Origin of the sequence: Kocuria flava, assembly GCF_001482365.1 — a bacterium.
GTDB lineage: Bacteria > Actinomycetota > Actinomycetes > Actinomycetales > Micrococcaceae > Kocuria > Kocuria flava.
On sequence record NZ_CP013254.1, the window covers coordinates 2,647,232 to 2,671,156 of the forward strand.

General features: G+C 72.3%; 22 protein-coding genes, 1 tRNA gene, 1 pseudogene and 1 riboswitch. Of the genes and pseudogenes, 9 read left to right on the top strand and 15 right to left on the bottom strand.

The features are described 5' to 3' along the window. Positions 1 to 3 precede the first annotated feature (3 nt). From AS188_RS11800 to AS188_RS11810, 3 genes are all read left to right on the top strand, one after another. On the top strand, positions 4 to 1,476 hold the full coding sequence (locus tag AS188_RS11800) for an SCO6880 family protein (protein ID WP_058859021.1): 1,473 nt from the start codon (positions 4 to 6) through the stop codon (positions 1,474 to 1,476). Between the two features lie 119 nt (positions 1,477 to 1,595). Continuing rightward, positions 1,596 to 2,831 (top strand): hypothetical protein, encoded by a 1,236-nt coding sequence (locus AS188_RS17860; RefSeq protein WP_373865613.1) that lies wholly within the window; start codon positions 1,596 to 1,598, stop codon positions 2,829 to 2,831. Continuing rightward, positions 2,828 to 4,339 (top strand): TraC family protein, encoded by a 1,512-nt coding sequence (locus AS188_RS11810; RefSeq protein WP_058859022.1) that lies wholly within the window; start codon positions 2,828 to 2,830, stop codon positions 4,337 to 4,339. Before AS188_RS17860 ends, AS188_RS11810 begins: the two co-directional genes overlap by 4 nt. 81 nt (positions 4,340 to 4,420) lie before the next feature. Here AS188_RS11810 and AS188_RS11815 read toward each other — a convergent pair whose 3' ends face one another. Both AS188_RS11815 and AS188_RS11820 read right to left on the bottom strand, forming a co-directional pair. After that, positions 4,421 to 5,674 (bottom strand): MFS transporter, encoded by a 1,254-nt coding sequence (locus AS188_RS11815; RefSeq protein ID WP_058859023.1) that lies wholly within the window; start codon positions 5,672 to 5,674, stop codon positions 4,421 to 4,423. Positions 5,675 to 5,719: 45 nt separating this feature from the next. After that, positions 5,720 to 6,082 carry an ArsR/SmtB family transcription factor gene (locus AS188_RS11820; protein ID WP_197464291.1) on the bottom strand — a complete coding sequence of 121 codons (363 nt, stop codon included), beginning with the start codon at positions 6,080 to 6,082 and terminating at the stop codon, positions 5,720 to 5,722. 110 nt (positions 6,083 to 6,192) lie between these two features. Between AS188_RS11820 and AS188_RS11825 the strand changes: the two genes are divergently transcribed. From AS188_RS11825 to AS188_RS16600, 6 genes and pseudogenes are all read left to right on the top strand, one after another. Further along, positions 6,193 to 6,765 (top strand): hypothetical protein, encoded by a 573-nt coding sequence (locus tag AS188_RS11825; protein ID WP_231902676.1) that lies wholly within the window; start codon positions 6,193 to 6,195, stop codon positions 6,763 to 6,765. Continuing rightward, the gene (locus tag AS188_RS11830) at positions 6,762 to 8,549 is read left to right on the top strand and encodes a type IV secretory system conjugative DNA transfer family protein (RefSeq protein ID WP_058859024.1); all 1,788 of its coding nucleotides are present in this window, start codon (positions 6,762 to 6,764) and stop codon (positions 8,547 to 8,549) included. The genes AS188_RS11825 and AS188_RS11830 overlap by 4 nt, the downstream gene beginning before the upstream one ends. Before the next feature lie 87 nt (positions 8,550 to 8,636). Continuing rightward, positions 8,637 to 9,083, top strand: coding sequence for a single-stranded DNA-binding protein (locus AS188_RS11835; RefSeq protein ID WP_058859025.1), 447 nt, complete (start codon positions 8,637 to 8,639; stop codon positions 9,081 to 9,083). A gap of 19 nt (positions 9,084 to 9,102) precedes the next feature. Next, complete coding sequence (locus AS188_RS11840) at positions 9,103 to 9,738, top strand: hypothetical protein (protein WP_058859026.1); 636 nt, start codon at positions 9,103 to 9,105, stop codon at positions 9,736 to 9,738. Continuing rightward, positions 9,738 to 9,980 (top strand): hypothetical protein, encoded by a 243-nt coding sequence (locus AS188_RS11845; protein ID WP_058859027.1) that lies wholly within the window; start codon positions 9,738 to 9,740, stop codon positions 9,978 to 9,980. Before AS188_RS11840 ends, AS188_RS11845 begins: the two co-directional genes overlap by 1 nt. Positions 9,981 to 10,164: 184 nt before the next feature. Continuing rightward, a pseudogene (locus AS188_RS16600) lies at positions 10,165 to 11,211 on the top strand (recombinase family protein); the annotation flags it as partial. A 613-nt stretch (positions 11,212 to 11,824) separates the two neighbouring features. Here the strand turns inward: AS188_RS16600 and AS188_RS11850 are convergent. The 13 genes from AS188_RS11850 to thiM all read right to left on the bottom strand — a co-directional run bounded on the left by AS188_RS11850 (position 11,825) and on the right by thiM (position 23,674). After that, a tRNA-Ala gene (locus AS188_RS11850) sits at positions 11,825 to 11,897 on the bottom strand. Between the two features lie 84 nt (positions 11,898 to 11,981). Next, the gene (rsfS, locus tag AS188_RS11855) at positions 11,982 to 12,440 is read right to left on the bottom strand and encodes a ribosome silencing factor (RefSeq protein WP_058859028.1); all 459 of its coding nucleotides are present in this window, start codon (positions 12,438 to 12,440) and stop codon (positions 11,982 to 11,984) included. A 95-nt stretch (positions 12,441 to 12,535) separates the two neighbouring features. Then, positions 12,536 to 13,906 (bottom strand): hypothetical protein, encoded by a 1,371-nt coding sequence (locus AS188_RS11860; RefSeq protein ID WP_058859029.1) that lies wholly within the window; start codon positions 13,904 to 13,906, stop codon positions 12,536 to 12,538. Further along, on the bottom strand, positions 13,903 to 14,544 hold the full coding sequence (nadD, locus tag AS188_RS11865; RefSeq protein WP_230660631.1) for a nicotinate-nucleotide adenylyltransferase: 642 nt from the start codon (positions 14,542 to 14,544) through the stop codon (positions 13,903 to 13,905). Before nadD ends, AS188_RS11860 begins: the two co-directional genes overlap by 4 nt. Before the next feature lie 118 nt (positions 14,545 to 14,662). Further along, positions 14,663 to 14,914: a hypothetical protein gene (locus tag AS188_RS11870; protein WP_058859031.1), complete on the bottom strand. Its 252-nt coding sequence runs from the start codon at positions 14,912 to 14,914 to the stop codon at positions 14,663 to 14,665. A 122-nt stretch (positions 14,915 to 15,036) separates the two neighbouring features. Beyond that, positions 15,037 to 16,398 (bottom strand): glutamate-5-semialdehyde dehydrogenase, encoded by a 1,362-nt coding sequence (locus AS188_RS11875; protein WP_083529427.1) that lies wholly within the window; start codon positions 16,396 to 16,398, stop codon positions 15,037 to 15,039. Continuing rightward, the gene (gene proB / locus AS188_RS11880) at positions 16,395 to 17,654 is read right to left on the bottom strand and encodes a glutamate 5-kinase (protein ID WP_083529428.1); all 1,260 of its coding nucleotides are present in this window, start codon (positions 17,652 to 17,654) and stop codon (positions 16,395 to 16,397) included. Before proB ends, AS188_RS11875 begins: the two co-directional genes overlap by 4 nt. Positions 17,655 to 17,922: 268 nt before the next feature. Further along, on the bottom strand, positions 17,923 to 19,494 hold the full coding sequence (gene obgE / locus AS188_RS11885) for a GTPase ObgE (RefSeq protein WP_058859032.1): 1,572 nt from the start codon (positions 19,492 to 19,494) through the stop codon (positions 17,923 to 17,925). A 144-nt stretch (positions 19,495 to 19,638) separates the two neighbouring features. Beyond that, positions 19,639 to 19,896, bottom strand: coding sequence for a 50S ribosomal protein L27 (gene rpmA / locus AS188_RS11890; protein WP_058859033.1), 258 nt, complete (start codon positions 19,894 to 19,896; stop codon positions 19,639 to 19,641). Positions 19,897 to 19,957: 61 nt separating this feature from the next. Continuing rightward, positions 19,958 to 20,269, bottom strand: coding sequence for a 50S ribosomal protein L21 (rplU, locus tag AS188_RS11895; protein ID WP_058859034.1), 312 nt, complete (start codon positions 20,267 to 20,269; stop codon positions 19,958 to 19,960). A gap of 224 nt (positions 20,270 to 20,493) precedes the next feature. Continuing rightward, complete coding sequence (locus AS188_RS11900; protein ID WP_083529429.1) at positions 20,494 to 22,071, bottom strand: bifunctional hydroxymethylpyrimidine kinase/phosphomethylpyrimidine kinase; 1,578 nt, start codon at positions 22,069 to 22,071, stop codon at positions 20,494 to 20,496. After that, complete coding sequence (gene thiE / locus AS188_RS11905) at positions 22,068 to 22,808, bottom strand: thiamine phosphate synthase (protein WP_083529430.1); 741 nt, start codon at positions 22,806 to 22,808, stop codon at positions 22,068 to 22,070. The genes AS188_RS11900 and thiE overlap by 4 nt, the downstream gene beginning before the upstream one ends. Next, a complete protein-coding gene (gene thiM / locus AS188_RS11910; RefSeq protein ID WP_058859035.1) occupies positions 22,805 to 23,674 on the bottom strand; it encodes a hydroxyethylthiazole kinase in 870 nt (289 codons plus the stop codon). The genes thiE and thiM overlap by 4 nt, the downstream gene beginning before the upstream one ends. After that, positions 23,665 to 23,759, bottom strand: a riboswitch (TPP riboswitch). (Overlaps the previous gene by 10 nt.) Positions 23,760 to 23,925: the final 166 nt, after the last annotated feature.

The window sequence follows — 23,925 nt, forward strand, 5'->3', positions numbered from 1 at the left end:
CTCGTGCCTACCAAGCAGAACGAGAGTGCTGTGGCCTCGGCGGAGTTGGTGCCGGTGAAGTTCTCCCGTCTCACCCGCCGCGGGGTGTTGTTGGGGTTGTCCCTGTCGCAGCTCATCACCCTCGCCACCGGCGTCCTGTCCATCGTCGGAGCCCTCTACGCCGGGGGTGGCATCCTGCTCGCCTACACCGCACCCATCTGGGTGATCGCCGCCGCGCTGACGTGGGCCCCGATCGCCGGACGTCCGGCGGTGGAGTGGTTGCCGGTGGCGTTCTGGTGGCTCTGGCGTTCGACCGGCGGTCAGTTCCTCTATCGCCGGCGGGTCGTCACACCCCGCCCTGTGGGCACCCTCGCCCTGCCCGGTGACCAGGCGCGGCTGCGCGAGTACACCGACCCCGAGACGCAGGCGGGGATGATCCATGACCCCCATCAGCAGACGTTGACCGTGGTCTGCGAAGTGACCCATCCGGCGTTCGTGCTCCTCGATCCCGGCGAGCAGGAACGGCGCGTGACCTCCTGGGGCCGCGTCCTGGCCACCGTCTGCCGCTCCGGACGTATCGCCACGCTGCAGGTTCTCGAACGGACGCTGCCGGACTCGGGCACCGGGCTGGCCGAATGGTGGAAAGCCCACGGCACCGACGACGACACCTGGGCCGCGACCACCTACGCGGAGCTGATCGACCGCGCCGGACCCGCCGGCGAACGCCACGCCACCACCCTGTCGCTGTCGCTGGACATGAGAACCGCGGCACGGCATATCAGAACGGCTGGTGGTGGTATCCGGGGTGCGGCCGCTGTCCTGCGCCAAGAGATGTCCACTCTGGTCGCCGCGCTCCGGTCCGCTGACCTCACCCCGTCGGGATGGCTGAGCCCGGGTGAGATCGCTGTCATCCTCCGCTCGGCCTATGACCCGGCGATCGCGGCGACTTTGGAACGTCATGGCGAACTCGGCCAGTCCCTCGCCACCGCCGGCCCGGTCGCGGTCAACGAGTCCTGGACTCGGCTGCGGACCGACTCTGCCCATCACGCCGTGCTGTGGGTCTCCGAGTGGCCGCGGTCGCTGGTGTATCCGGGGTTCTTGTCGCCGGTGCTGTTGTCGACCGGGATCCAGCGGTCGTTCTCGCTGATCTGCACGCCGATCCGCTCCGATCAGGCTGCCAGGGATATTCGCAAGAAGAAGGTCGAGCACATCTCCGACGCCGCGCAGCGGGCGAAGATCGGGCAGATCGAAGACGCCGCCCAGACCGCGGAGTACCAGGACGTGCTCCAGCAGGAAGCCGACCTGACCGCCGGCCACGGCATTCTGCGCTACACCGGCCTCATCTCGGTGTCCGCGCCCACGGTCGAGGAACTCGAGGCCGGGGTCGCGGCGATCGAGCAGGCTGCCATCCAAGCCTCCTGTGAGACCCGGCTCCTGGTGGGCCAGCAGGCTGCGGCGTTCACCGCCGCCGCGCTGCCGCTGTGTCGCCGCGTCTGATCGCGCACAGTCGCCGGCCCCCAGCCCAGTGATGGCGGTGGCGTGGTGCGTGCACCTGAGGGGTGAGCCCGAACCACGGGCTCGCCCCTCTCTGTTCGCCCACCGTCTTGGAGGCTGTGATGCCTACGTTCCACGACCCGCTCGCCGATGCGGCCGAAGCCTCCGAGGCGCTGCGCGGCCTGGCCCACGCCTCCCGCGTGTTCGAGGACCCGGCCGATACCTACCGAGTGTTCGGTGACCTCGTCGCGGGGGTGCGGTCGCTGCGCCAAGTCCTCGACCAGCTCGCCACCACCCACCTGGACGCGCGGGATCGGGCGTTCGACGATGACGGCAGCGCCGCCGCGGGTGCGGCGTCCGCGCTGGCAGCGGCCGATGAGCTGCACCAGGCCGGCACGCTGCTGGATCAGGCCTACGGCCGGCTCGACGCCGCGTTCTCGCACTCCGGGCGGATCGCCTGGCACTCCGAACCGGTCGTCGACCGAGACGCCCAGCGGGAACGCCTGGCCGCACGGCTCGACGGCGACCCCACCAGTAGGACCGTGCGGGCCGGTTCGCTCGCGTTGGCGGTGTGGCCCGATGCCCCGGTGGGTGAGCATCAGCGCTACGCCTACCGGATCACCGACACCACCACCGGCCAGGCGGTGGAGGGCCGGGACCTGTTCGCCGGCGCCGGCGCCCCCGTCGACCCCGACCGCGCGCTCCGTGACCTCGCGAGCTTTCTGAGCGCGGCGGGTGAGGCTCGCCAGTACGCGCTCGACCAGCCCGGCAGCAGCCCGGAGCACGAGGGCCTGTTCCCGGTGTGGGTGTCCGAGGCCGCCCGCACCAACACCGACGCCCTGGCCGAGCTGAGCGAGCGCGAGTCCACCGAGCGCGTCGCCGGACCCGCGCAGGTGGGGCGGCGGTGGTTCAACGTGGCCTTCCTCCAGGGCGAGGAGGCCGATGCGGTACTCGATCTGATCGACCGCGACGGCACCGAAGCCGCCATCGCGCATCTGAGCGGGTACGACTATAGCGAGGAGACCACCCAGGCGGCCTTGGAGAACGGGTACGTCTACGACGACCAGCCACCCACCGGCAGCACCGACCGAACCGTCCAAGACGGCGGGTACGCGCTGACCTACAACCACGCGCTCGGGCATGTGGGGCTGTACCGGGAGTTCGACACCCCACCCGACCCCGCACTGCACGAGGCCGAGCAGCCGCCCTCGGCGGTCGTCAACGAGCAGTCACACCACGCGCCCGCACCGGATCGGGATGCGTCGGTTGCCCGGCGCGCTGCCCTCGGCGCGGACCGCGACTGGTACGCCCACCCTGCTGGCACCGCCGGCCAGTCCGGGCGAGGGCTGTCACTGTGAGCGGCGAGGGAGGCGAGCGGGAGCGGCTGCACACCTCGGTTCTCGTCGCCCCCGCCAAAGAGCGCCGCCGGCTGCGCAAGCAGCGCCGGAAGGCCGCGGCGAGGCTCCAAGCCGAACAGCACGCCGCCGAGAAGACCGCCGCCCGCGCGAAGGCCGAGACTGAGCGCGCCGAACGCCGCGCCACCACCTACCTGCCCGCCGCCGGTGAACCCGGCCCTGCCGCGCTACGCACACCGGGCCGGTTCCGCCTCCCGCGCCACCAGGACACCTCAGCGACCCTCGCCGGGGCGTATCCGTTCGTCGCCGAAGGCGGACTCGGCTCCGACGGAGTGTTCGTCGGCCAAGACCTCTACTCCGGCGGCAGCTTCGTCTACGACCCCTGGGTGCTCTACGCCCGCGGCATCATTACCGCACCCAACGTGGTGCTCGCGGGGATCGTCGGCTCCGGAAAGTCCTCCCTCGCCAAGTCCCTCTACACCCGGTCCCTGCCGTTCGGGCGCCGCGTCTACGTCCCCGGCGACCCCAAAGGCGAACACACCGCCGTCGCGAACGCGGTCGGCGGACGCGCGATCGTCCTCGGCCACGGGCTGAACACTCGCCTCAACCCCCTCGACGAAGGCCACCGTCCCGGTGGGCTGACCGATGAGCAGTGGAAGACGACCGTGGCTTCGCGGCGTCGGGACCTGATCGGCGCTCTGGCCGAGACCGTCCTGGCGCGAGGGTTGACGCCGTTGGAGCACACCGCCATCGACCTTGCCCTCACTACCACGGTGCGGGAGAACGACGTGCCGATCCTGCCCACGGTTGTCGACCACATCCTCACCCCGAGCAGCTCAGAGACGGACGCCGACGGCCGGCTGGCCGAGGACGGTCGTCTCGTCGGCCACGCCCTGCGCCGCCTGGTCGCCGGTGACCTTGAAGGCCTCTTCGACGGTCCCTCGACGGTGGCGTTCGACCCGTCACTGCCGATGATCAGCCTCGACCTGTCGCGGGTCACCGAGAACAGCACGCTCATCTCGGTGCTGATGACGTGCTCGTCGGCGTGGATGGAGTCGGCCCTGCTCGACCCCAACGGCGGGCAGCGATGGGTCATCTACGACGAGGCATGGCGACTCATGTCCCACCCCGCCCTGTTGAAGCGGATGGATGCGCACTGGCGGCTGGCCAGGCATTACGGGATCGCGAACATGCTGATCTTCCACAAGCTCTCCGACCTGGACAACGTCGGCGACGTCGGCTCAGCCATGCGCTCCCTCGCCAACTCCCTGTTGGCGAACGCAGAAACCAGGATCGTGTACCGGCAGGAATCCGACCAGCTCGGCCCCACCGCAACCGCGCTCGGACTCACCGGCACCGAACAGAAACTCCTCCCGTCGCTGGGCGTGGGTCAGGGGCTGTGGCGGATCAAGGCCAGGAGCTTCGTGACTCAGCACCAGTTGCACCCGGCCGAGCTGGAACTCTTCCGGACCGACCAGCGCTACACCGCCTCACAGGTTCAGAAATCCTGAAGCCTGATTCGTGGGAACCTGCGGATGGGGGGCCGCTTTTCAGGGTTGTGAGGGTGCGTGCTCGTGGAACATGCGCCCTCATCATTGGGCCGCAGGCTGCCGACGGCCGCTGTGGTTAGACGGCGTCGACGGGCGCGGAACTCTACGCCAGGTGAGAGCGGTGAAGAGCGCACCGAGGATACCGATTGCGACGAGCACAAGCGCGATGGCGTCGAGACCGATCGTGGCACCGAGAACACCGGCGAGAGGGTAGGTGATGAGGAAACAGGCGTGGGAGAGGGAGAACTGGGCGGCGAAGACGGCGGGTCGGGTCTGCTCAGTGCTGCCTCGACGCAGGAGCCTGGCCGATGGGGTGAGGATCGTGGAGGTCGCAGATCCCAGCAGCGCCCAGATGGCCAGCAGCGCGATCCACTGGGATGGGCCCTCCATCCAGGCGATACTCCCGGCCGTGGCGAGGAGCAAAGTGGGGAGCGCGATCCCTCCGGTGAGCATGACCGGTCTGTCTGGCAGTGTCTCCAACAGTTTCGGCATGAGGAGAGCGACGACCATCGAGCCGCCTCCGTAGGCAGCGAGTAAGAGAGCGGCGTCTGATTGAGGTCGCCCTAGCTCGCCGAGAACGAGCACGGTGGAGTTGACGATGACCATAGCGGTGGTGGTCGCGACGACGAGGTTCAGGCCCATCAGCCCGCGCAGCTCTCTATCGACCCAGAAGGCCTGTGCGCCGCGGGTAAGGCGGTTGAGGAACGGTGTCGGTGGCGGCGTCTCGATTCGCGGAAAACGAGAAGCGATGACGAGCGCTGCGGAGATGAGGAATCCGATCACAGTGCCGACAAAGAGGTTGTGGTAGCTGATCACGGTCAGCAAGGCGGCGGCGAGCGTCGGGCTCAGCAGCGATTCGAGGTCGTAGGCCAGCCGTGACAGTGACAATGCCCGGGTGTAGTCGTTCTCGTCAGGCAAGACCGAGGGGATGACGGCTTGGAATGTGGGGGTGAAGGTCGCCGAGGCGGACTGGAGCAGGAAGATCAGAAGGTAGATCTGCCACTCCTCGGTCACAAACGGCAACGAGACGGCGACTCCAGCGCGGATCAGATCGGCGCCGATGAGTACCGGCTTGCGGGGCAGACGTGCGAGTAGGGCGGTGGTCACCGGAGCGACGGCGACGTAGGCGACCATCTTGATGCTCATCGCGACGCCCATGACGATCCCGGCATTTCCGCCAGCGATGTCGAAGGCGAGCAGGCCGAGTGCGACCGTGAGCAGTCCGGTACCCAGCAGTGCGATGGCCTGCGCGGTGAACAGCTTCGCGTAGGTCGGATTCCTAAGGACGGTGAGCATGAGGTCGGGCCGATCAGATCGAGAACAAAAGGGGGGCGGCAGGCGCTACTGAGGTGTGTGGTGGTGCGGTGGTGTCTGCCCGTTGGCGATTGCGTGCTCTGCCTGCTTGATCGCCTCGACGACGACAGCGAGGGCGTGTTCGTCAGTGAGCTTGTAGAGCACGCTTGTGCCCTCCTGCCTCGTTGTGACCATCCGCGCCATCCGCAGCCGGGCGAGATGCTGGGAGACCCCGGGAGGTTTCTTGTCGACGATCTCTGCCAGTGCCTTGACCGGCAGTTCTTCGGCGCGCCGCAGTGCGAGCACGATCCTGATCCGAGTCGGATCGGACAGGATGCCCAGCACCTCCGCAGCCAGGTCGACGTATTCCGATGCCGGGTCCATCCCGCATAACTGCTTATCTGCGTTCATACGCATATACTAACACTCCTGTGAAGGCCGAGCACCGGTGAAGTGTGTTGCGCCCTGACCGCAGACGGTTCCCGGTCCTCTCTGCGGGCGTACTGGTGCACCTGGCCGGTATGGGTTCCAACGCCGATCTTCCTTCTCGCCGTAGCCGCCGCAACACGCCGCCCGATGGGCCGCCGGTGGTGTTGCCGCACGTGATCATCACCGCCGCCGAGACCGGTGCCCTGGATGTCACCATCGATGGTGCCGCCTTCCCGCCACCGGCTGAGGGGCAGGCGTGGACGCGGGGCACCTTCGGCGCCCTGCTGGACGCCATCACCGAGGACCGCACGGTCGCGGTGCGGATCGAGGTCCGCGAGAGCGACGGGACCGTGTTCACCGACCTCATCCACGTCCGCAAACCCACACCGCCACGACCCGCAGAGACCGAGCCGAGTCAACCGCGCAGCAAGCACACCAAGGCGAAGCCGGCACCGGAGCTGGTGGAGGTCACTGGTGAGGGGTTTGTGCCCGGTGAGGACATCGCCGTCGCCCTGATTGTCGCGCACACGGACGCCGCCGGCACCGGTCACGCCCGCGCCCTGCTCGATGCCAGTCGCCTCGCTGGGCTGCTCGACGATGGCGTCGGAGAGGTCGTGCTGCTGGGCCGGGTCTCGGGCACGGTCCGGGTGCGGCGGCTGCCATGACCGGCCCGGCGCCGGGCCGGCAGACCGGGAGCCTGGGCGACGAGCTGACCAACGCCGCCATCATCGCCCTGATCGGCGCGTTCGGTGTCGCACTCGTCCTGCGCGCCGCCGGCAGTGTGGCGGCGTTCCTGACCGGCACACCCCAACCCGCCGCCGGACCTGCATCCGGGCTCGGGGTGCTGTTCAACCCCACCGACCCCGCCACCGCGCTCGATGCCGAAGGGCTGAGCCCGGTCGCCTACTGGATCGTCACCGCGATCTTGCTCGGTGGCCTCGTGACGGCTGGTGGGTGGGTGTGGGTGAGGCTGCGTCGCCACTCGCGCAGGGTCGAGACCGACCCGCGACGCCTGGCCGGCACGGCCACGGCACATGAGGTCACCCAGACCGCCTCTTCGAAGGCATTGCTACGCCGAGCCACGACACTGCGCCCGTCACTCGATGAGCCGACGCCCTCCGATGTGGGATACCTGCTGGGCCGTTCACGAGGGAAGCAGGTGTGGGCCTCGGTGGAGGACTCGATCCTGCTCATCGGTCCACCCCGCTCCGGCAAAGGCCTGCATGTGGTCATCAACGCCATCCTCGACGCACCCGGAGCCGTCGTCACCACCTCCACGCGTCCGGACAACCTCACCGCGACCCTCCGCGCCCGCCAACGCGAGGGACGGCCGGTGGCGGTGTTCGACCCCCAGCACCTGGCCGAAGGCATCCCTGCCGGGATGCGCTGGTCACCGATTCGCGGCTGCCACGACCCACTCACGGCGATGATCCGCGCCACCGGCCTCGCCTCCGCCACCGGCCTGTCTGCGGGCGGGGTGGAGTCCGGCGGGTTCTGGGAAGGCAAGACCCGCACCGCCCTCCAAGCCTTGCTGCACGCCGCCGCCCTCGACGGACGGCCACCCTCAGAGTTGTTCCGCTGGACCCTCGACCCCACGGCCGCCGCCGAAGCCGTCGCCATCCTCACCAACAGCACCCAGGCGGCGACGGGGTGGGCGGACTCGCTTGGGGCGATGATCGATTCGGACCCCAAGACCCGCGACTCCATCTGGCAGGGCGTGGCGCTGGCCCTCGGTGCCCTGGCTGACCCGCGGGTGCTCGACGCGGTGTCGCCGGGGCCGGGTGAGGACTTCGACCCCGAGACCTTCATCCAAGCCCGCGGCACCCTCTATCTGCTGGCCACCGGGGCGGGGGCCGGCGCATCCGCCGCTCTGGTGGCGGCGTTCGTGGAAGACCTCATCGAAACCGCGCGCCGGATCGCGGCCCGCTCACCCGGCGCCCGTCTCGACCCACCACTGCTGCTGGCACTCGATGAGATCGGCAACCTCGCCCCATTGCCGAGCCTCCCGACGCTGATGGCCGAGGGCGGTGGCACCGGCATCACGACGCTGCCCGTGTTGCAGTCGCTCGCTCAGGCGCGGGAGAAGTGGTCCGACAATGCCGCCGGGGCGATCTGGGACGCCTCCATTGTCAAGGTGATTCTCGGTGGTGCCTCCAACTCCCGCGACCTCCAAGACCTCTCCACCCTCATCGGCGAACGTGACGAGTACACCGACTCGGTGACCCTGGGTGACCACGGCAGCCGATCCAACCAACGCTCGGTCCGCCGAGTCCCGATCCTGCCGCCAGACCGGATCAGGACGCTCCCGTTCGGCACCGGCGTCACGCTCCTACGCAGTGCCCCGCCGATCGTCACCGACCTACGACCCTGGCCCTCTCGTCCTGACGCGGCCGAGTTGACGGCCGACCGGGCAGAGGTCGAGGCACTGCTGCGTGGACCCGGCTCGTAACCGGGGCGGGCGTGGTGCGGCCTGTGCACCTGCCTGACATCAGCGGCTCCGATCGGCGGGGTCGCGTGAGTGTCAGAGGAGAGTCAAATGGCTATCCGCACCCAGGAATCGTTCTCGGGGTTCATCGCCTCAGACCCCCAGCTCAGCCAGACCTCGAAGGGTGATCCTCGGTTCTACGCCCGGGTCGGCAAGGAGCACTTCCGTCGCGAGGACGATGGGTCTTTCACCCAGACCGAGACGACCTATCACCACATGGTGATGTTCGGCCGGTCGGCCGAGCACGCGCATGACCGGTTCGCCAAGGGCGACAACTTCATCGCCGAGGGCTACACCCGCGAGGTCAACTACGAACGCGACGGCCAGGCGGTCGAGAGCGAGGAGTTCGTGGCCAAGAAGATCGGTCACGACACCGCCCGCACCCGCTACGAGGTCGACCGCACCCCACGCCGCGCAGCAGCGGAGCGGGACGCGGCCGCGTTCGAGCCACCGTCCCGGCCCGCCCAGGCACCGCAATCCACGGCCATCGGCCTGTGAACGCCGGGAGCCGAGCATCATGACTGACACCCCCGAGGCCGATCCACCCGGCGCCGACCCAACCAACGGTGAGGGGCCGGAGTTGGATGAGCCGGATGTGTTCGACGGTCCGCCGCGCGTCAGCGACGCCGATGTGCCCGAGACGCCGCACCCGGTGAACTGGAACCTGCTGTCCGCGCATGACCTGGAAACCGAATGGCTCGCGCTGAACCGGTGGGTGGACTGGTTGCGCCACACCTACGGACTTCCCGCCAGCGTGCTGCCGCCGTTCTGGCACCACCACCCCGAACTGGTCTGGGAACTCTCCGCGCTGCACCTGCACTGGCTGGGCGCCTACGACCCCGAGCAGAACGCCTCCGCGGCGATCGGCTGGCACCGCGACTTCGCCGACACCCGCGCCCGCCTCCGGGACTGGGTGGCCGCCTCGGGCACCCGGATCGATCGTGACCGGCCCACCCGGCAGACCACCTGGCCCGGCGAAGAACCCGGACCGCCGGTGGAGGATGTGGTGATCGCCGACCGCGACGCCGAGTTCGTGGAGTTCGTCCAAGCCCAGGTCCGCAGACGCCAGGAGGCCGAGGACGAGTTCTTCGCCAGCCTCGACGACGACCTCGACCTCGATGTTTACCCGACCACCGGGCAGGTGCGGGACTGATGGGCGGCTACGTGAAGAAGACCGACCGGCGCCGCTACGAAGACCGCTCCTTCTCCGTCCGGGCCGTGCACCGGGACCAAGCCGACCTGCACAAGCTCGCCGAGGTGCTGATCCGGCTGACCTTGCAGGAGACCGGCCGCAGCCGCGCCGACCGCCGCGCCGCCGAACCACCGGAGACCTACCGCGACCCAGCCGCAGCCCTCCGCTCAGCGGCGAGTGTCGCAGGCCCGTTGGTAGAATGACACCAGCAAGCCTCGCGTACGCGGGGTGTTGTGGTCCCAAACCTCACCCGCACGGGTGGGCAACACGCACCGTGACCCGGTCGGGTCTCGTCCTACAGCCACACCGATGGCTGCTCTCACGATCAACATCTCCTCCCAGGCGTCTGGGGCGCGAGGGTCGAATCGCGTGAGAGGCAAGGACCCGATGACCACCACTACGACTGCTACCGATCCAGCCGCCAGCCTGATCGACCCGCCCATCAGCACCGCTGTCGCGATCTCCTACCTGCGGGTCTCCACCCGTGAACAGGCTTCCAAGGGCGGCACCGACGAAGGCTTCTCCATCCCCGCGCAACGCGACGCGGTGCGCCGCAAAGCCGACCAGCTCGGCGCGGCGATCGTGGAGGAGTTCGTCGACGCCGGAGCCTCGGCCAAGTCCGCCGACCGGCCCGACCTGATGCGGATGATCCAGTACGTCAAGACCAACAAGGTCGCCTACTGCATCGTCCACAAGGTCGACCGGCTCGCCCGCAACCGCGCCGACGACGTGACCATCCACCTCGCCCTCCAACAGGCCGGGGTCATGCTCGTCTCGGCCACGGAGAACATCGACGAGACCCCGAGCGGGATGCTGCTGCACGGCATCATGTCCACCATCGCGGAGTTCTACTCCCGCAACCTCGCCACCGAGGTCACCAAGGGCATGACCCAGAAGGCCATCAGCGGTGGCACCCTCGGCAAGGCCCCCATCGGCTACCTCAACGTCCGCACCCGCGACGACCAAGGCCGCGAGGTCCGCACCGTCGAACTCGACCCCGAGCGAGCGCCCCTGATCGAGTGGGCGTTCAAGGCCTACGCCTCGGGGAACTGGACCGTCAGCCAGCTCCACGACGAACTCACTTCCCGCGGACTGGTCAGCCTGCCCACCCCGAAGCGGCCATCGAAGCCGCTGGCGGTCTCCTCGGTACATCGCCTGCTGACCAACCCCTACTACAAGGGCGATGTCGTCTACCGCGGCACCCGCTACAAGGGCACCCACCGTGCCCTCGTCCCACCCGAGGTCTGGTACCAGGTCCAGTCCGTGCTCACCGCTCACAAGACCGCCGCCGAAGCCACCCAGGTCCACGACCACTACCTCAAAGGCACCATCCACTGCGGACAATGCGGGTCCCGGCTGATCGTCTCCAACGCCAAGAACCGACACGGCAACGTCTACTGCTACTTCGTGTGCTCCGGCCGGCACTCCAAACGCACCGACTGCACCCGCGGAGCGATCCTGATCGAAGACGTCGAGAAGCTGATCGAGGACTACTACACCCGCGTACAGATCAGCCCCGCCCAGCGCGACGCCCTCTCCGGGATGCTCCACCACGAGTTCGACCGACTCATGGCCGCCGAGACCGACGAACTCGAACGCCTCACCACTCACCGAGACCGGCTCGAACACGAACAAGACCGGCTCATGCAAGCCCACTACGCCGACGCCATCCCGCTGCCCGTCCTCAAACGAGAACAAGACCGCATCCTCGGCGAACTCGACCGCCTCAACCGGCGTATCGACGCCCACCACGGCGACTACGCCGACGCCCGCGCCCACCTCGACGACGCCCTCGGACTCCTGGCTAACTGCGCCGACATCTACCAACGGTGCGACGACGCCAACCGGCGCCTGTGCAACCAAGCCTTCTTCACCAAGGTCTACATCGACGAAGACAACGAACTCCGCGTCGAGAACAACCGGCCCTTCGAGATGCTCCTTGACCCCGAGGTCAACGCCAACGCACTCAACTGGACCCAGAACGGCGACAAGGCCCGAACCCCAGCCAACGATTCCATTGGCAAGGGTTCGAGCCTTGTGCGCGGGGTGGAGCTGAGGGGACTCGAACCCCTGACCCTTTGCATGCCATGCAAATGCGCTACCAGCTGCGCCACAGCCCCAGGCCGTTGCCTTCCGGAACACTATCACAGGCTCGGGATCTCCTCCCTCGCCGCTCCCGTGCTCCCCGGGGCAACGCATTCATCTTAGGCAGGCGTTCCGGGTCCGTGCAAATCGGCCGGACCCGTCGCACCGGGGGCTCCCGCACCCGTCCCGTCCGGGCCCGCGGCGGTTCCGCCGCGGGACGCCGGCCCGAGGTCGACGACGGGGCTGTCGCGCCACAGCCGCTCGAGCGCGTAGAAGGCCCGGTCCTCGTCGTGCTGGACGTGGATGACGACGTCCCCGTAGTCGAGCAGCACCCACCGTCCCTCGGAGCGGCCCTCGCGGCGCAGGGGCCGCAGGTCGAGCTGCTCGATGAGCTTCTCCTCGATCTCGTCCACGACGGCGTTGACGAGCCGCTCGTTGGAGGCCGAGGCCACGAGGAAGGCGTCGGTGATCCCGAGCGCGTCGCTGACGTCGAGGGCCACGATGTCGTGGGCCTGCTTCGCGTCGGCCGCCGAGGCGGCGACGCGCAGGATGGACAGGGACAGGTCGTTGACAGTCAAAGGGGTTCCTTTCCCGGCGGACCGGAGGTGCGGACCCGCGGCGCGGGTCGGTGGGGAGGGTGCGCGGCGCGGGCGGGCCGCGCGGACGGGCGGTGTCAGAGCACGAGGAGCACGAGGACGACGACGAGGGCCGCGACGAGCGCCAGCAGCAGTGCCACGAGCAGGCCCGTGCCGCCGCGGCGGCGGTACTCCCGGACCTCGAGCAGCTCGAGGCCGCCCGCGGTCGAGGCGGGCACGGGCGCCGCGGGCGGCTCCGGCTCCTCCTCGGGCCCGCCGAGCGGATCCGGTCCGGGGGACGCCCCGGGACCGGCTCCCGCGGGGCCGGCGAGCGGCTGGGAGCCGGGGCCCGGCCCGGGGAACCCCTCCGGGCCGGCGGGCTGCTCGGGGCCGGCTGCGGGAGCGTGCGTCCCGGGCGCGGCGGGACCCCCCGTCGGCGGGGCGTCCGCGGAGGGAGCAGACGACGGTGCGGCGACGGCTCCGCCGTCCGTCCCGGCGTCCGCCGGGCGGGTCGGCGCGGGCCGGTCCCCCGCCACCGGGCTGCCGGCGGCGGGGACGTCCTCGGCCGGTCCGGTCGGCAGGATCTCCACGTGCGTCAGCGCGGCGAGCTCCTCGGGGGCGAGCCGGGAGGTGAACAGCCCGGGGTCCACGCGCACGGGGTCGTGGGCCCCGGGATCGGCCGGGCCGCCCGGGGCGCCGGGGAAGACCACGGTGATCCGGTCCCGCTCCTCCCCCGGCTCCTCCGCCGTCGGGGCCGCCGGGCCGGTGGGAGGGGCCTCCGGCCCGTCGACGCCCTCGAGCAGCGGGCCGCGGCCCGATCCACCGGCCGGAGCCCCGGGCGCGTCGACGCCCTCGAGCAGGGGTCCGGTCCCGCCCGCACCGCCCTGGGCGGGGCCCTCGTCGGTGCCGCGGTCGTCCGGGTCCGTGCCCTGGACGGGGGTGTTCGCCGCGGCCGCCGCGGCGGCGAGGGCCGTGAAGCGCTGCTGCTTCTCCAGCATGCGGCGCTGCTCGGGGTCCGCGCCGTGCTCGTCGAGCTCGCGGGCACGCTCGGCCAGCTCGCGCTGGAGGCGTGCGAGCCGGCGCGGGCCCAGGGGCTTGGCCGGGCGCACCGGCACGGCGTCCTCGCCCAGGTCGATGACGGGGGCCGGACCGGCCACGGGGGTGGTGTCCTCCGGGGCCGGGGCGGCGGGCACGTCGCGCGCGGCGGTCGTCGTCCCGGCCGCGACGTCCGGCTCCGGCGCCGCCGGCGATCCGGCGCCGGGCGCGTCCGGGGCGGGGGCCGCAGGAACGCCGGGGTCCTCGGCGGGCACCGCCGCGGCGGCGCCGCCGGGCCCGGGCCCCGTTGATGCGGGGACCGTGCCTCCCGGCGCGGGGACGGGGGTGTCCCCGGCCGTGCCGGGCTCCGGGGGGCCGGCGGCGTCCGGGCCGCGGCGGGCGTCGTCGTCGGGCGCTCCCCGTGCGGGCCTCACGCCGTGCTCCCGCGGGCCGGGAGGGGTGCGCCCACCGGGCGCGCCCCGGAGCCGTCCGTGCTCGCGGACCCGTCCTCGTCGTCGAGGTAGAGCCCGTACTTGCCGATGTACTGCACCACGCCGTCGGGCACGAGGTACCAGACGGGCTGGTGACGGGCCACGCGGGTGCGGCAGTCGGTCGAGGAGATCGCCATTGCCGGGACCTCGAGCAGCGTCACCCCGCTCGAGCCCACCGGTGCCGCCAGCTCGTGGCCGGGGCGGGTGACCCCCACGAAGTGGGCGAGCTCCCACAGCTCCTCGGCACCCTTCCACGTGATGATCTCCGCCATCGCGTCCGCGCCCGTGATGAAGAACAGGTCCGCCTCGGGCCGCAGCCGGCGCAGGTCCCGCAGGGTGTCGATCGTGAAGGTCGGGCCCTCGCGCTCGATGTCCACGCGGCTGACGGTGAAGCGGGGGTTCGACGCGGTCGCGATGACCGTCATGAGGTAGCGGTGCTCCGCGGGGCTGACCCGCTTGTGGGACTTCTGCCACGGGTGACCGGTGGGGACGAAGACGACCTCGTCGAGGTCGAACTCCCCCGCGACCTCGGAGGCCGCCACCAGGTGACCGTGGTGGATGGGGTCGAAGGTCCCGCCCATGACCCCCAGCCGGGTCCGGCCGGGGGTGCGGGGCGGGATCGAGGTCCCCGTCGCGGGCAGCTCGCGGCTGGGTGCGGCGTCCTGGGAGGCGGTCGTCACGGGGCGGGCGTCTCCGGGCTCAGGCGTGGCGCTTGGCGTGGTACTCGTCGAGCATGGCCTGCTCCTCGGCGGGCAGCGCCGCGGGGTCCGCGTGCTGGCCGGCCTCGGGGCTCAGCGACCGGTTGCTGTAGGAGAGGGTCACCACGAACAGCGTCAGGAGGAGCGCGAAGGTGCCGAGCCCCCAGACCTCCGGGGGGATGCCGGCCTCGGCGGCTCCGTGGCCGGCCTCCTCGGTGGCGGCCAGGACGGTGGTGGCGATCTGCTGCAGCATGGGTTTCCCTTCTGGTGCCGCCGGGACGGCAGGTGGTCGGTGGGCGGGCCGCGCCCACCGCGGTCGGCGGGCCCGGACGGTTCACATCGTACTGAATCCGCCGCGGGCCCGCGCCGACCGGGTCAGGGGCGGACGTGCCCGTCGCCCTGGACGATCCACTTGGTGGTCGTCAGCTCCTCGAGGCCCATCGGGCCGCGGGCGTGCATCTTCTGCGTGGAGATCCCGACCTCCGCGCCCAGGCCGAGCTGCTGGCCGTCGGTGAAGCGGGTCGAGGCGTTGACCATGACCGCCGCGGCGTCGATCTCGGCCACGAAGCGCTCGGCGTGGGCGAGGTCGTTGGTCACGATCGCCTCGGTGTGCCGGGTGGACCACCGGTCGATGTGGGCGAGGGCCTCGTCGAGGTCGTCGACGACCTTCACGGCGAGGTCCATGGACAGGTACTCCGTGCCCCAGTCCTCCTCCGTGGCGCGCACGTGGCGGTCGCTGCCCGGGGGCAGCAGCTGCTCGGCGCGCTCGTCGACGTGCAGGGTGACCCCGGCGCGGTCCAGGGCGGAGAGCACGGCCGCGCCGTGCTCGAATCCGCTGTGCAGCAGCAGGGTCTCGGTCGTGTTGCAGGTGCTGGTGCGGTGCGTCTTGGCGTTGACGACCACGTCCACGGCCATCTGCTTCGGGGCGGTGGCGTCGACGAACAGGTGCACGTTGCCCTCGCCCGTCTCGATCACGGGGACCTTGGCGTTCTGGACGACGGACTGGATCAGCCCGTGCCCGCCGCGCGGGATGAGGACGTCCACCTTGCCGCGGGCGCCCATGAGGGCGTTGGCGCCCTCGCGGCCGTACTCGTCGACGCTCTGCACGAGGTCCACGGGCAGCTTCACGTCGGCGAGGGCGTCGCGGATGACGCCCACGAGCGCGCGGTTGCTCTCCTCGGCGGCCGAGCCGCCGCGCAGGAGCACCGCGTTGCCGGACTTCAGGGCGATCCCGGCGATGTCGACGGTCACGTTCGGGCGGGCCTCGTAGATGGCCCCGACCACGCCCAGGGGCACCCGCACCTGGCGCATGCGCAGCCCGTTGGGCAGGGTGCGCCCGCGCACGACCCCGCCCACGGGGTCGGGCAGTGCGGCGAGCTCGCGCAGGCTGTCGGCGAGGGCGCTCACCCGGCCGGCGTCGAGCTTGAGGCGGTCGAGCAGGGCCTCGGAGACGCCGTTGACGCGGCCGCGCTCGAGGTCCTTGGCGTTGGCGGCCAGCACGATCTCCTGCTTGCGCTCGATCCGGTCCGCCATGGCGTGCAGGGCACGGTCCTTCCAGGCCCGCGTGGCGCGGGCGAGGACCTTGGCGGAGGTCCGGGAGTCGTCGGCCATGGCCGAGACCCCGGCGACGGGGTCCTCCCCGAAGGTCGCGACGACCCCGGTGTCCGAGACGATCGCCTTGCCGCTGCGCTCGTCCCGCTCGTTGGTGGCTTCGGTCTGCTGTGCGGCGGAAGTCATTTCTTCAGCTTAGTCCGTGCGCCGCGCGGGCGCAGGACCACGAGGTTGTTCACGTGGACGAGCTCGCGGCTGTAGTCCTCGCCCAGCTCCTCGGCCAGCACGGAGGTCTTCTTCCCGAGCATGGGCGGGATCTCCTCCGAGGAGTAGTTGCACAGCCCGTGGGCGATGTCCCGGCCCTTCTGGTCGCGCATCACCACGGGGTCGCCCGCCTCGAAGCTGCCGGTGACGTCGGTGACGCCGGCGGCCAGCAGGGAGTTGCGGTGGCGGATGGCCTTCACGGCGCCGTCGTCGAGGGTCAGGGAGCCCTGGATGTCGGCGAGGTGGGCCAGCCACAGCAGCCGGACGTTGCGCCGCCCGCCGGTGGTGGCGAACCACGTGCCGACGTCCTCCCCGGCCAGGGCCGCGTCGATCTTCTGCGCGGAGGTCACCAGGGCGGGGATGCCGGAGGCCGCGGCGATGCGGGCGGCCTGCACCTTGGTGACCATGCCGCCGGAGCCCACCCCGGCCCGGCCCACGGAGCCGATCTGCACGCCCTCGAGGTCCTTGAGCGGGTCCTCGACCACGGGGATCCGCTCGCCGCCCTTGCGCGGGTCCTTCGTGTAGAGGGCGTCGACGTCGGAGAGCAGCAGCAGGACGTCGGCCTTGATGAGGTGGGCGATCAGCGCCGCGATGCGGTCGTTGTCGCCGAACTTGATCTCGGCGCTGGAGACCGCGTCGTTCTCGTTGACGATGGGCAGCACCCCGAAGTCGAGCAGCTGCTCGATCTGGCGGTGGGTGTTCTGGTAGTGCGTGCGGCGCATCAGGTCCTCGGCGGTGACCAGCACCTGCCCCACGGTCACGCCGTAGCGGGCGAAGGACTCGATGTAGCGGCCCATCAGCAGCCCCTGGCCCACGGCGGCCGCCGCCTGCTTGCCCGCCAGGTTCTTCGGCCGCCGGGACAGGCCCAGGGGCGCCAGGCCCGCGGTGATCGCGCCGGAGGAGACGAAGACCAGCTCGATCCCCCGCGACTTCGCCCCGCCGAGGGCGTCGACGATCGTGCGGACCGCCTGCTCGTCGATGGAGCTCTCGATCGAGGTCAACGACGACGAGCCGACCTTCACGACCACCCGGTGGGCCCGTGGGATGTCCTCCCGGCGGTGCACGGGGCTGCGGCGGTTCTTCCCCCGGTTCTCGGCGCTGAGCTGGATCGCGGACTTCTCCGCGACCTCCTCCAGCTGCTCGACGTCGATCGCGTGCTCCTGCGTGTTCTCGCTCATCCTCTGGGTCGTCCTTCGGTCTCGGGGCGCCGTTCGGTGCTCGGGCTGGTCGGTGGATCGGGTGGGTTCGGGCGGAGGGTGCGGGCCGCGGGCCGTGCCGCTGATCCGGAAGTGTACGGGGCGTGCGCCCGCCGCGGGGCCCGGCGCGACGGGCCCCCGGCCCGCCGCGGGACGGGCGGCGGCGGACAGAGGTCGCACCGGCGTGCGGGGGCCGCCCGCGGCGCCGCACCGCGCGACGGGTCCTCCGGCCGGAGGGCCCGGGCCGGGGTCAGGCGCCGGGCTCCTCGTCCGGGGCCTGCGGGGCGGCGCCGCGGCGGGCCTGCACGGACTCCGTCCAGACCCCGGCGAGGCGCTCCTCCTCGAGCTCGGCGCGCGCGGCCGCCTTGGCGTCCCTGCGCTCCTGGTGCTCGCGGCGCTTCTGCTCGCGGGTGGGCCGGTCGAACTCGGCCAGGCGCAGGTCGGTGCCGCGCGGCCCGCCGAGCAGCTCCGCGCCGCCGACCATGGTGGGCTCCCAGTCGAAGACCACGCCGTTGTCCTCGGGGCCGATCAGCACGGCGTCGCCCGGGCGGGCGCCCTGGCGGAACAGCTCGTCCTCGACGCCGAGCTTGGCCAGCCGGTCGGCGAGGTAGCCCACGGCCTCCTCGTTGTTGAAGTCGGTCTGCTGGATCCAGCGCTCGGGCTTGTCCCCGCGCACGTGCCACAGCGGCTCGAGGTTGCGCTCCTCGCGGGTGATGGTGAAACCGGGCCCGCGCACCCCCTTGGGCCGCAGGACCACGCGGGGGGCCTCCTGGACGGCCGGCCGGGCGGCGCGCGCCTCGGCGACGACCTCGGCCATGGCGAAGGTCAGCGCGCGCAGGCCCTCGTGGGAGGCGGTGGAGATCTCGAAGACCCGGTAGCCGCGGGACTCGAGCTCGGGGCGGACGAACTCGGCCAGCTCGCGGGCCTCGGGCACGTCCACCTTGTTCAGCGCGACGAGCCGCGGGCGCTCGGTGAGCGGGACGGCTCCCCCGCCGTCGAGGGCGTCGTCCACGGCGTAGGCGGCCAGCTCCGCCTCGATCGTCTCGAGGTCGGTGACCGGGTCGCGGCCGGGCTCGAGGGTCGCGCAGTCGAGCACGTGCACGAGGGCCGCGCAGCGCTCGACGTGGCGGAGGAACTCCAGCCCGAGGCCCCGCCCCTCCGAGGCGCCGGGGATCAGCCCGGGGACGTCGGCGACCGTGTAGCGCACGTCCCCGGCCTGGACGACGCCGAGGTTGGGCACGAGGGTGGTGAAGGGGTAGTCGGCGATCTTGGGGCGGGCGGCGCTGACGGCCGCCACGAGGCTGGACTTGCCCGCGGAGGGGTAGCCGACGAGGGCGACGTCCGCGATGGACTTCAGCTCGAGCACGATGTCCCGGGAGGACCCGGGGATGCCCAGGAGGGCGAAGCCGGGGGCCTTGCGCTTGACGGAGGCCAGCGCGGCGTTGCCCAGCCCGCCCTGCCCCCCGGCCGCGGCCACGAACTCGGCGCCCTCGCCGACCAGGTCGGCCAGGACGTTGCCCTCGGAGTCCTTCACGACCGTGCCGTCGGGCACCGAGAGCACGAGGTCCTCGCCGCGGTGGCCGTGGCGCAGGTCGCCCTTGCCGGGGCCGCCGTTCTGCGCGGCGCGGTGCGGGGCGTGGTGGTAGTTGAGCAGGGTGGTGGTCTGCCCGTCGACGCGCAGCACCACGTCCCCGCCGTCGCCCCCGTTGCCCCCGTCGGGGCCGCCGAGCGGCTTGAACTTCTCGCGGCGCACGGACACGCAGCCGTGCCCGCCGTTGCCGCCGGAGACGTGCAGGACGACGCGGTCGACGAAACTGGCCACGGGAACTCCTCGGTGTCGTGGGCCCGCGGGAGGGGCCGCTTAAAACTGTAGAGGGCGGGCGCTGGAAGCACCCACCCTCTACGGCATCAGGCATGGGTGGTGCGGACGGTGCCCGCACCGGGGCCGGCGGGGCCGGCCCGGGGACTACTCGGCGGCAGCCTGGATGTTGACGACCTTCCGGCCCCGGCGGGTGCCGAACTCGACCTGGCCGGCGGCCAGGGCGAACAGGGTGTCGTCCCCGCCGCGGCCGACGTTCTGGCCGGGGTGGAAGTGGGTGCCGCGCTGGCGGACGAGGATCTCGCCGGCGTTGACGGTCTGGCCGCCGAAGCGCTTCACGCCGAGGTACTGCGCGTTGGAGTCGCGGCCGTTGCGGGTGGAGCTCGCGCCCTTCTTGTGTGCCATGGGGTGTGCCTACCTTCGTGTCAGGACTGGCGTCTGCTGTCGGATGAGGGGACCGGGACGGTCAGGCGTCGATGCCGGTCACCTTGACGGTGGTCAGCTCGGCGCGGAAGCCCTGGCGCTTCTTGTAGCCGGTCTTGTTCTTGAACTTCTGGATGGAGATCTTGGGACCGCGCAGGTCCTCGACGATCTCGGCCGTGACCTTGACGTTGGCCAGGGTCCCGGCGTCGGAGGTCACCTTGTCCCCGTCGACCAGCAGCAGGGCAGGAAGCTGGATGGTGCTGCCTGCACCGCCGGCGACGCGGTCAAGGGTAACGAGGTCTCCGACGGAGACCTTTTCCTGGCGGCCGCCAGCGCGGACAATCGCGTACACCACTTGGGAACTCACTTCTCTCGACGTCTTTGATGGAACAGTTCGGGTCGAGCGCACACCTGACAGGACCAACGACGTTGAGACGAGCCGCCGGTGACCGGGCCGTGGGACCGAGCCGTGGTCAGCGCAGGGTCGCCGCAATTTCAGGAACTGCACCCGCATGTGCCGCCGGGCGGGGCGTCCGGAGTCGAACGCGCGCGCACCAGGCATGGCACCGAGGGTCAAGACTACTCGATCGCGCCAACCCGCGGCAAACGACCCGCCGCCCCGGCCCCGGCACGCCCCTGTCCGCCCGGCCCGGCGGCGGTGCCGGCGAGCGGCGGTTCGAGGGGTGCCGCGAAGAAGTCCCGCTCGAGCGCGCACGCCTCCAGGAACGCCTCCCGCATCCGCTCGCGCAGCGCCGGGGAGGCCTCCCGGGCCGCCTCGTCGAGCAGCCGGCGGGCCGTGCGGGTGGCCTCCTGGAAGCCCTCGTCGGCGTAGGTGGCCAGCCAGTCCGCGTACGGGTGCTCGGCGTGCCCGGCGGCCTCGGCCAGCCCCTGGAGGTGGCGTCCGACCTCCGCGTAGACCCAGTAGCACGGCAGCACCGCGGCCAGGCCCACCGGGTACGGCTCGGCGGCCGTGGCCGCCAGCAGGAACGCGGTGTACCGGCGGGTGGTCGGCCCGGCGGCGGCGGGGCGCTCCCGCCCGGCCTGGCGCAGCCGGGCCCGGTGCAGCTGCGCCTCCGTCTCGGTGCAGCTCAGCGAGCCCGCGGCGAAGAACCGCCGGGAGGCCTCGTCCGGGGCGCGCGCCGCCAGCTGGGCCAGCGCCCGGCCGTAGTGCTCCAGGTACTGCAGGTCCTGGTCGAGGTAGGCCAGGAACGGCTCCGGCGCGAGCCGGCCGTCGCCGAGCCGGCGCACGAACTCCAGCTCCTCGATCTGCCGGCGCACCCCGGCGGAGTCGGCCCACAGCTCCTCGCTGAACCGCTCCGGTGCCGTGCCCCAGGACGCGAGGGCGTCCTGGACGTGGTGGAAGTGGTGGACCGGTCCGCTGCCGCCGCCCACCTCGAGCCCGTCGGCCTCCGCCAGCGCGCCGCGCAGCCACTCGCGGGCGATCCGCAGGCTCGTCGGCCAGTCCCCGTGCCGCACCTGGAGGGTGGCCAGGGCCGAGGAGAGGGAGCAGCCGGTGCCGTGGGAGTTGGCCGTGGGCACGCGGGCGCCGTCGAGGGCCACGAGGGGCTCCGGCGAGCCGGGCCCCACGAGGGCGTCCGGGGTCCGGTCCCCGGCGAGGTGCCCGCCCTTGACGAGTACGAGCACGTCGTGGGTCCGGGCCACGCGGTGGCCCTGCGCGAGCGCGGCGGTCCACGACGGGGCCGGGTCCTCCCCCGCCAGCACGGCCAGCTCCTGCAGGTTGGGGGTGACGAGGTCGGCGAGCCCGAGCACGGCGCGCAGGGCGTCCTCGGCGTCGGGCTCGAGCAGGCGCCCGCCGCTGGTGGCGACCATGACCGGGTCGAGCACCACGACCGGCAGACGGTGCTGCGCCAGCCACCGGGCGACGGCCTCGATCACGGGCACCGAGCCGAGCATGCCGATCTTCACGGCGTCGACCACGACGTCGTCGCTGACCGCCTCCAGCTGGGCGGTGAGGACCTCGGCGGGCGGGACGTGCACCGAGCGCACGCCGAGGGTGTTCTGCACGACGACGGCGGTCACGGCGCTCATCCCGTAGCCGCCCATCGCGGCGATCGACTTCAGGTCCGCGTGCTGGCCCGCCCCGCCGGTGGGGTCGGTGCCGGCCACGGCCAGGACGCGGGGCACGCGCGCGCTCACCGGGCCCCCTCCCCCGCGGCGGGGCCGGCGGCGGCCGGTTCCGGCGGCCCGTCCGGCCCGGCGCCCGGCGCGCGGCCGGACGCGGTGAAGGCCCGCACGTAGCGGGCGGCCGCGGCGGCGGGGTCCGGGGCGGCGCAGATCCCCGAGACCACCGCGAGCCCGGCGGCCCCGGCGGTGCGCAGCGGGGCGGCGTCCTCGACGCGCACCCCGCCGATGGCCAGGCACGGCAGGCCCGTGCGGGCGGCGGCGCGGGCGAAGCCTTCGACCCCGAGCGGCGCGGGGTGGTCGGGCTTGGTGCGCGTGGCGTGCACGGCGCCCACGCCGAGGTAGTCCACGGTGCCCGGGGGCAGCGCCGAGGCGGCGGCCAGCTCCCCGGCCGAGGCCGCGCTCAGGCCCAGGACCGCGTCCGGGCCCACGACGCGGCGGGCGAGTTCGACGGGCAGGTCGGCCTGCCCCACGTGCACCCCCGCCACGGGGGCCCCCGCGGCCCGGGCCGCGAGGTAGACGTCGGCGCGGTCGTCGACGAGCACGGGCACCGCACGGCCCACGCGCTCGGCCACGGCCACGAGCAGGGCCGTGAGCTCGCGGGCGGAGGCGTGCTTGTCCCGGACCTGGACCATGCCGGCGCCACCGGCCACGGCGGCCGCGACGACGTCGGGGACCTGGCGCGGGGCGCTGAGGGCGGTGTCGGTCACGAGGTGCAGGACGAGGGCCGCGGGGTCGAGGCGGGCGCTCACCGGTCGTCCTCCTCGCGCACGAGCCGGGCCCGGGCGGCGACCTGCTCCGGGGTGATCCCGTGCAGCCGGTCCAGCAGGGCCACGGCGAAGGAGCCCGGCCCCCCGGCGGCGCCCGCGGCGTCCTCGGCGGCCAGGGTGTAGACGGTGGTGGCCGCGACGGCCGCGGCCGCCGGATCCTCCGCCACGGCGGTGAACGCGGCCGTCAGGGCCCCGAGGGCGCAGCCGCCGCCGGTGATGCGGGTCAGCAGCGCGCTCCCGTGGGGGACGCGCACGACCGTCCCGCCGGCGGAGCGCACCAGGTCCACGGGTCCGGACACGGCGACCGCGCACCCGGCCCGTGCGGCCAGCTCGGCGGCGGCACCGCGCGCCGCGTCGACGTCGTCGGTGGCGTCCGTGCCGCGGCCGCCGGCGCCGCCGGCGAGGCCGATCACCTCGGACGCGTTGCCGCGCACCACCGCCGGGCGGAAGGCGAGCAGGTCGCGGGCGAGGGCGGTGCGCACGGGCAGCGCGCCGACGGCCACCGGGTCCAGCACCCAGGGCCGGCCCGCGCGGGAGCGGGCGCCGACGGCCTCGTAGGCCGCCCCGCGCTGCTCGGCGGAGGGCGTGCCGGTGTTCACGAGCAGCCCGTCGGCGAGCTCGGCGAACACCCCGCCCTCTCCCTGGATGTCGGTCATCGCCGGGGACGCGCCCACGGCGAGCAGGACGTTGGCGGTGACGTTGGCGACCACCGTGTTGGTGATGCACTGCACGAGCGGGGCGGCCGTGCGCAGCCGCTCGAGGGCCGCGGCGGCGGCCTCGGCGAGGGCGGGGTCCGGGGGCGCGGCGCTCCCGGGCCGCGGCGGGGAGGTGGAGACGGCATCGCGCATTGCGACATCCCTTCGCTAGTACTGACTAGATCAGGTTCGACGGGTGTGATCTCAGCCGCTGCTCGCGGCACCCCGTGTCACGTGGTCCTGCCAGTCTAGCCATCCGTGCGGCGCGGGGCCCGGCGGGTCCGGACCGGTGCGGCGTGCCCGGCGCGGGGCCCGGCGGTTCGGCGGTCGGGGCGGGGACGGCCCCGGTCGGTAGGCTGCCCCGGCCGCCCGGACGGGGTCCGTGCGCGGTCCCCGCGCCGGGA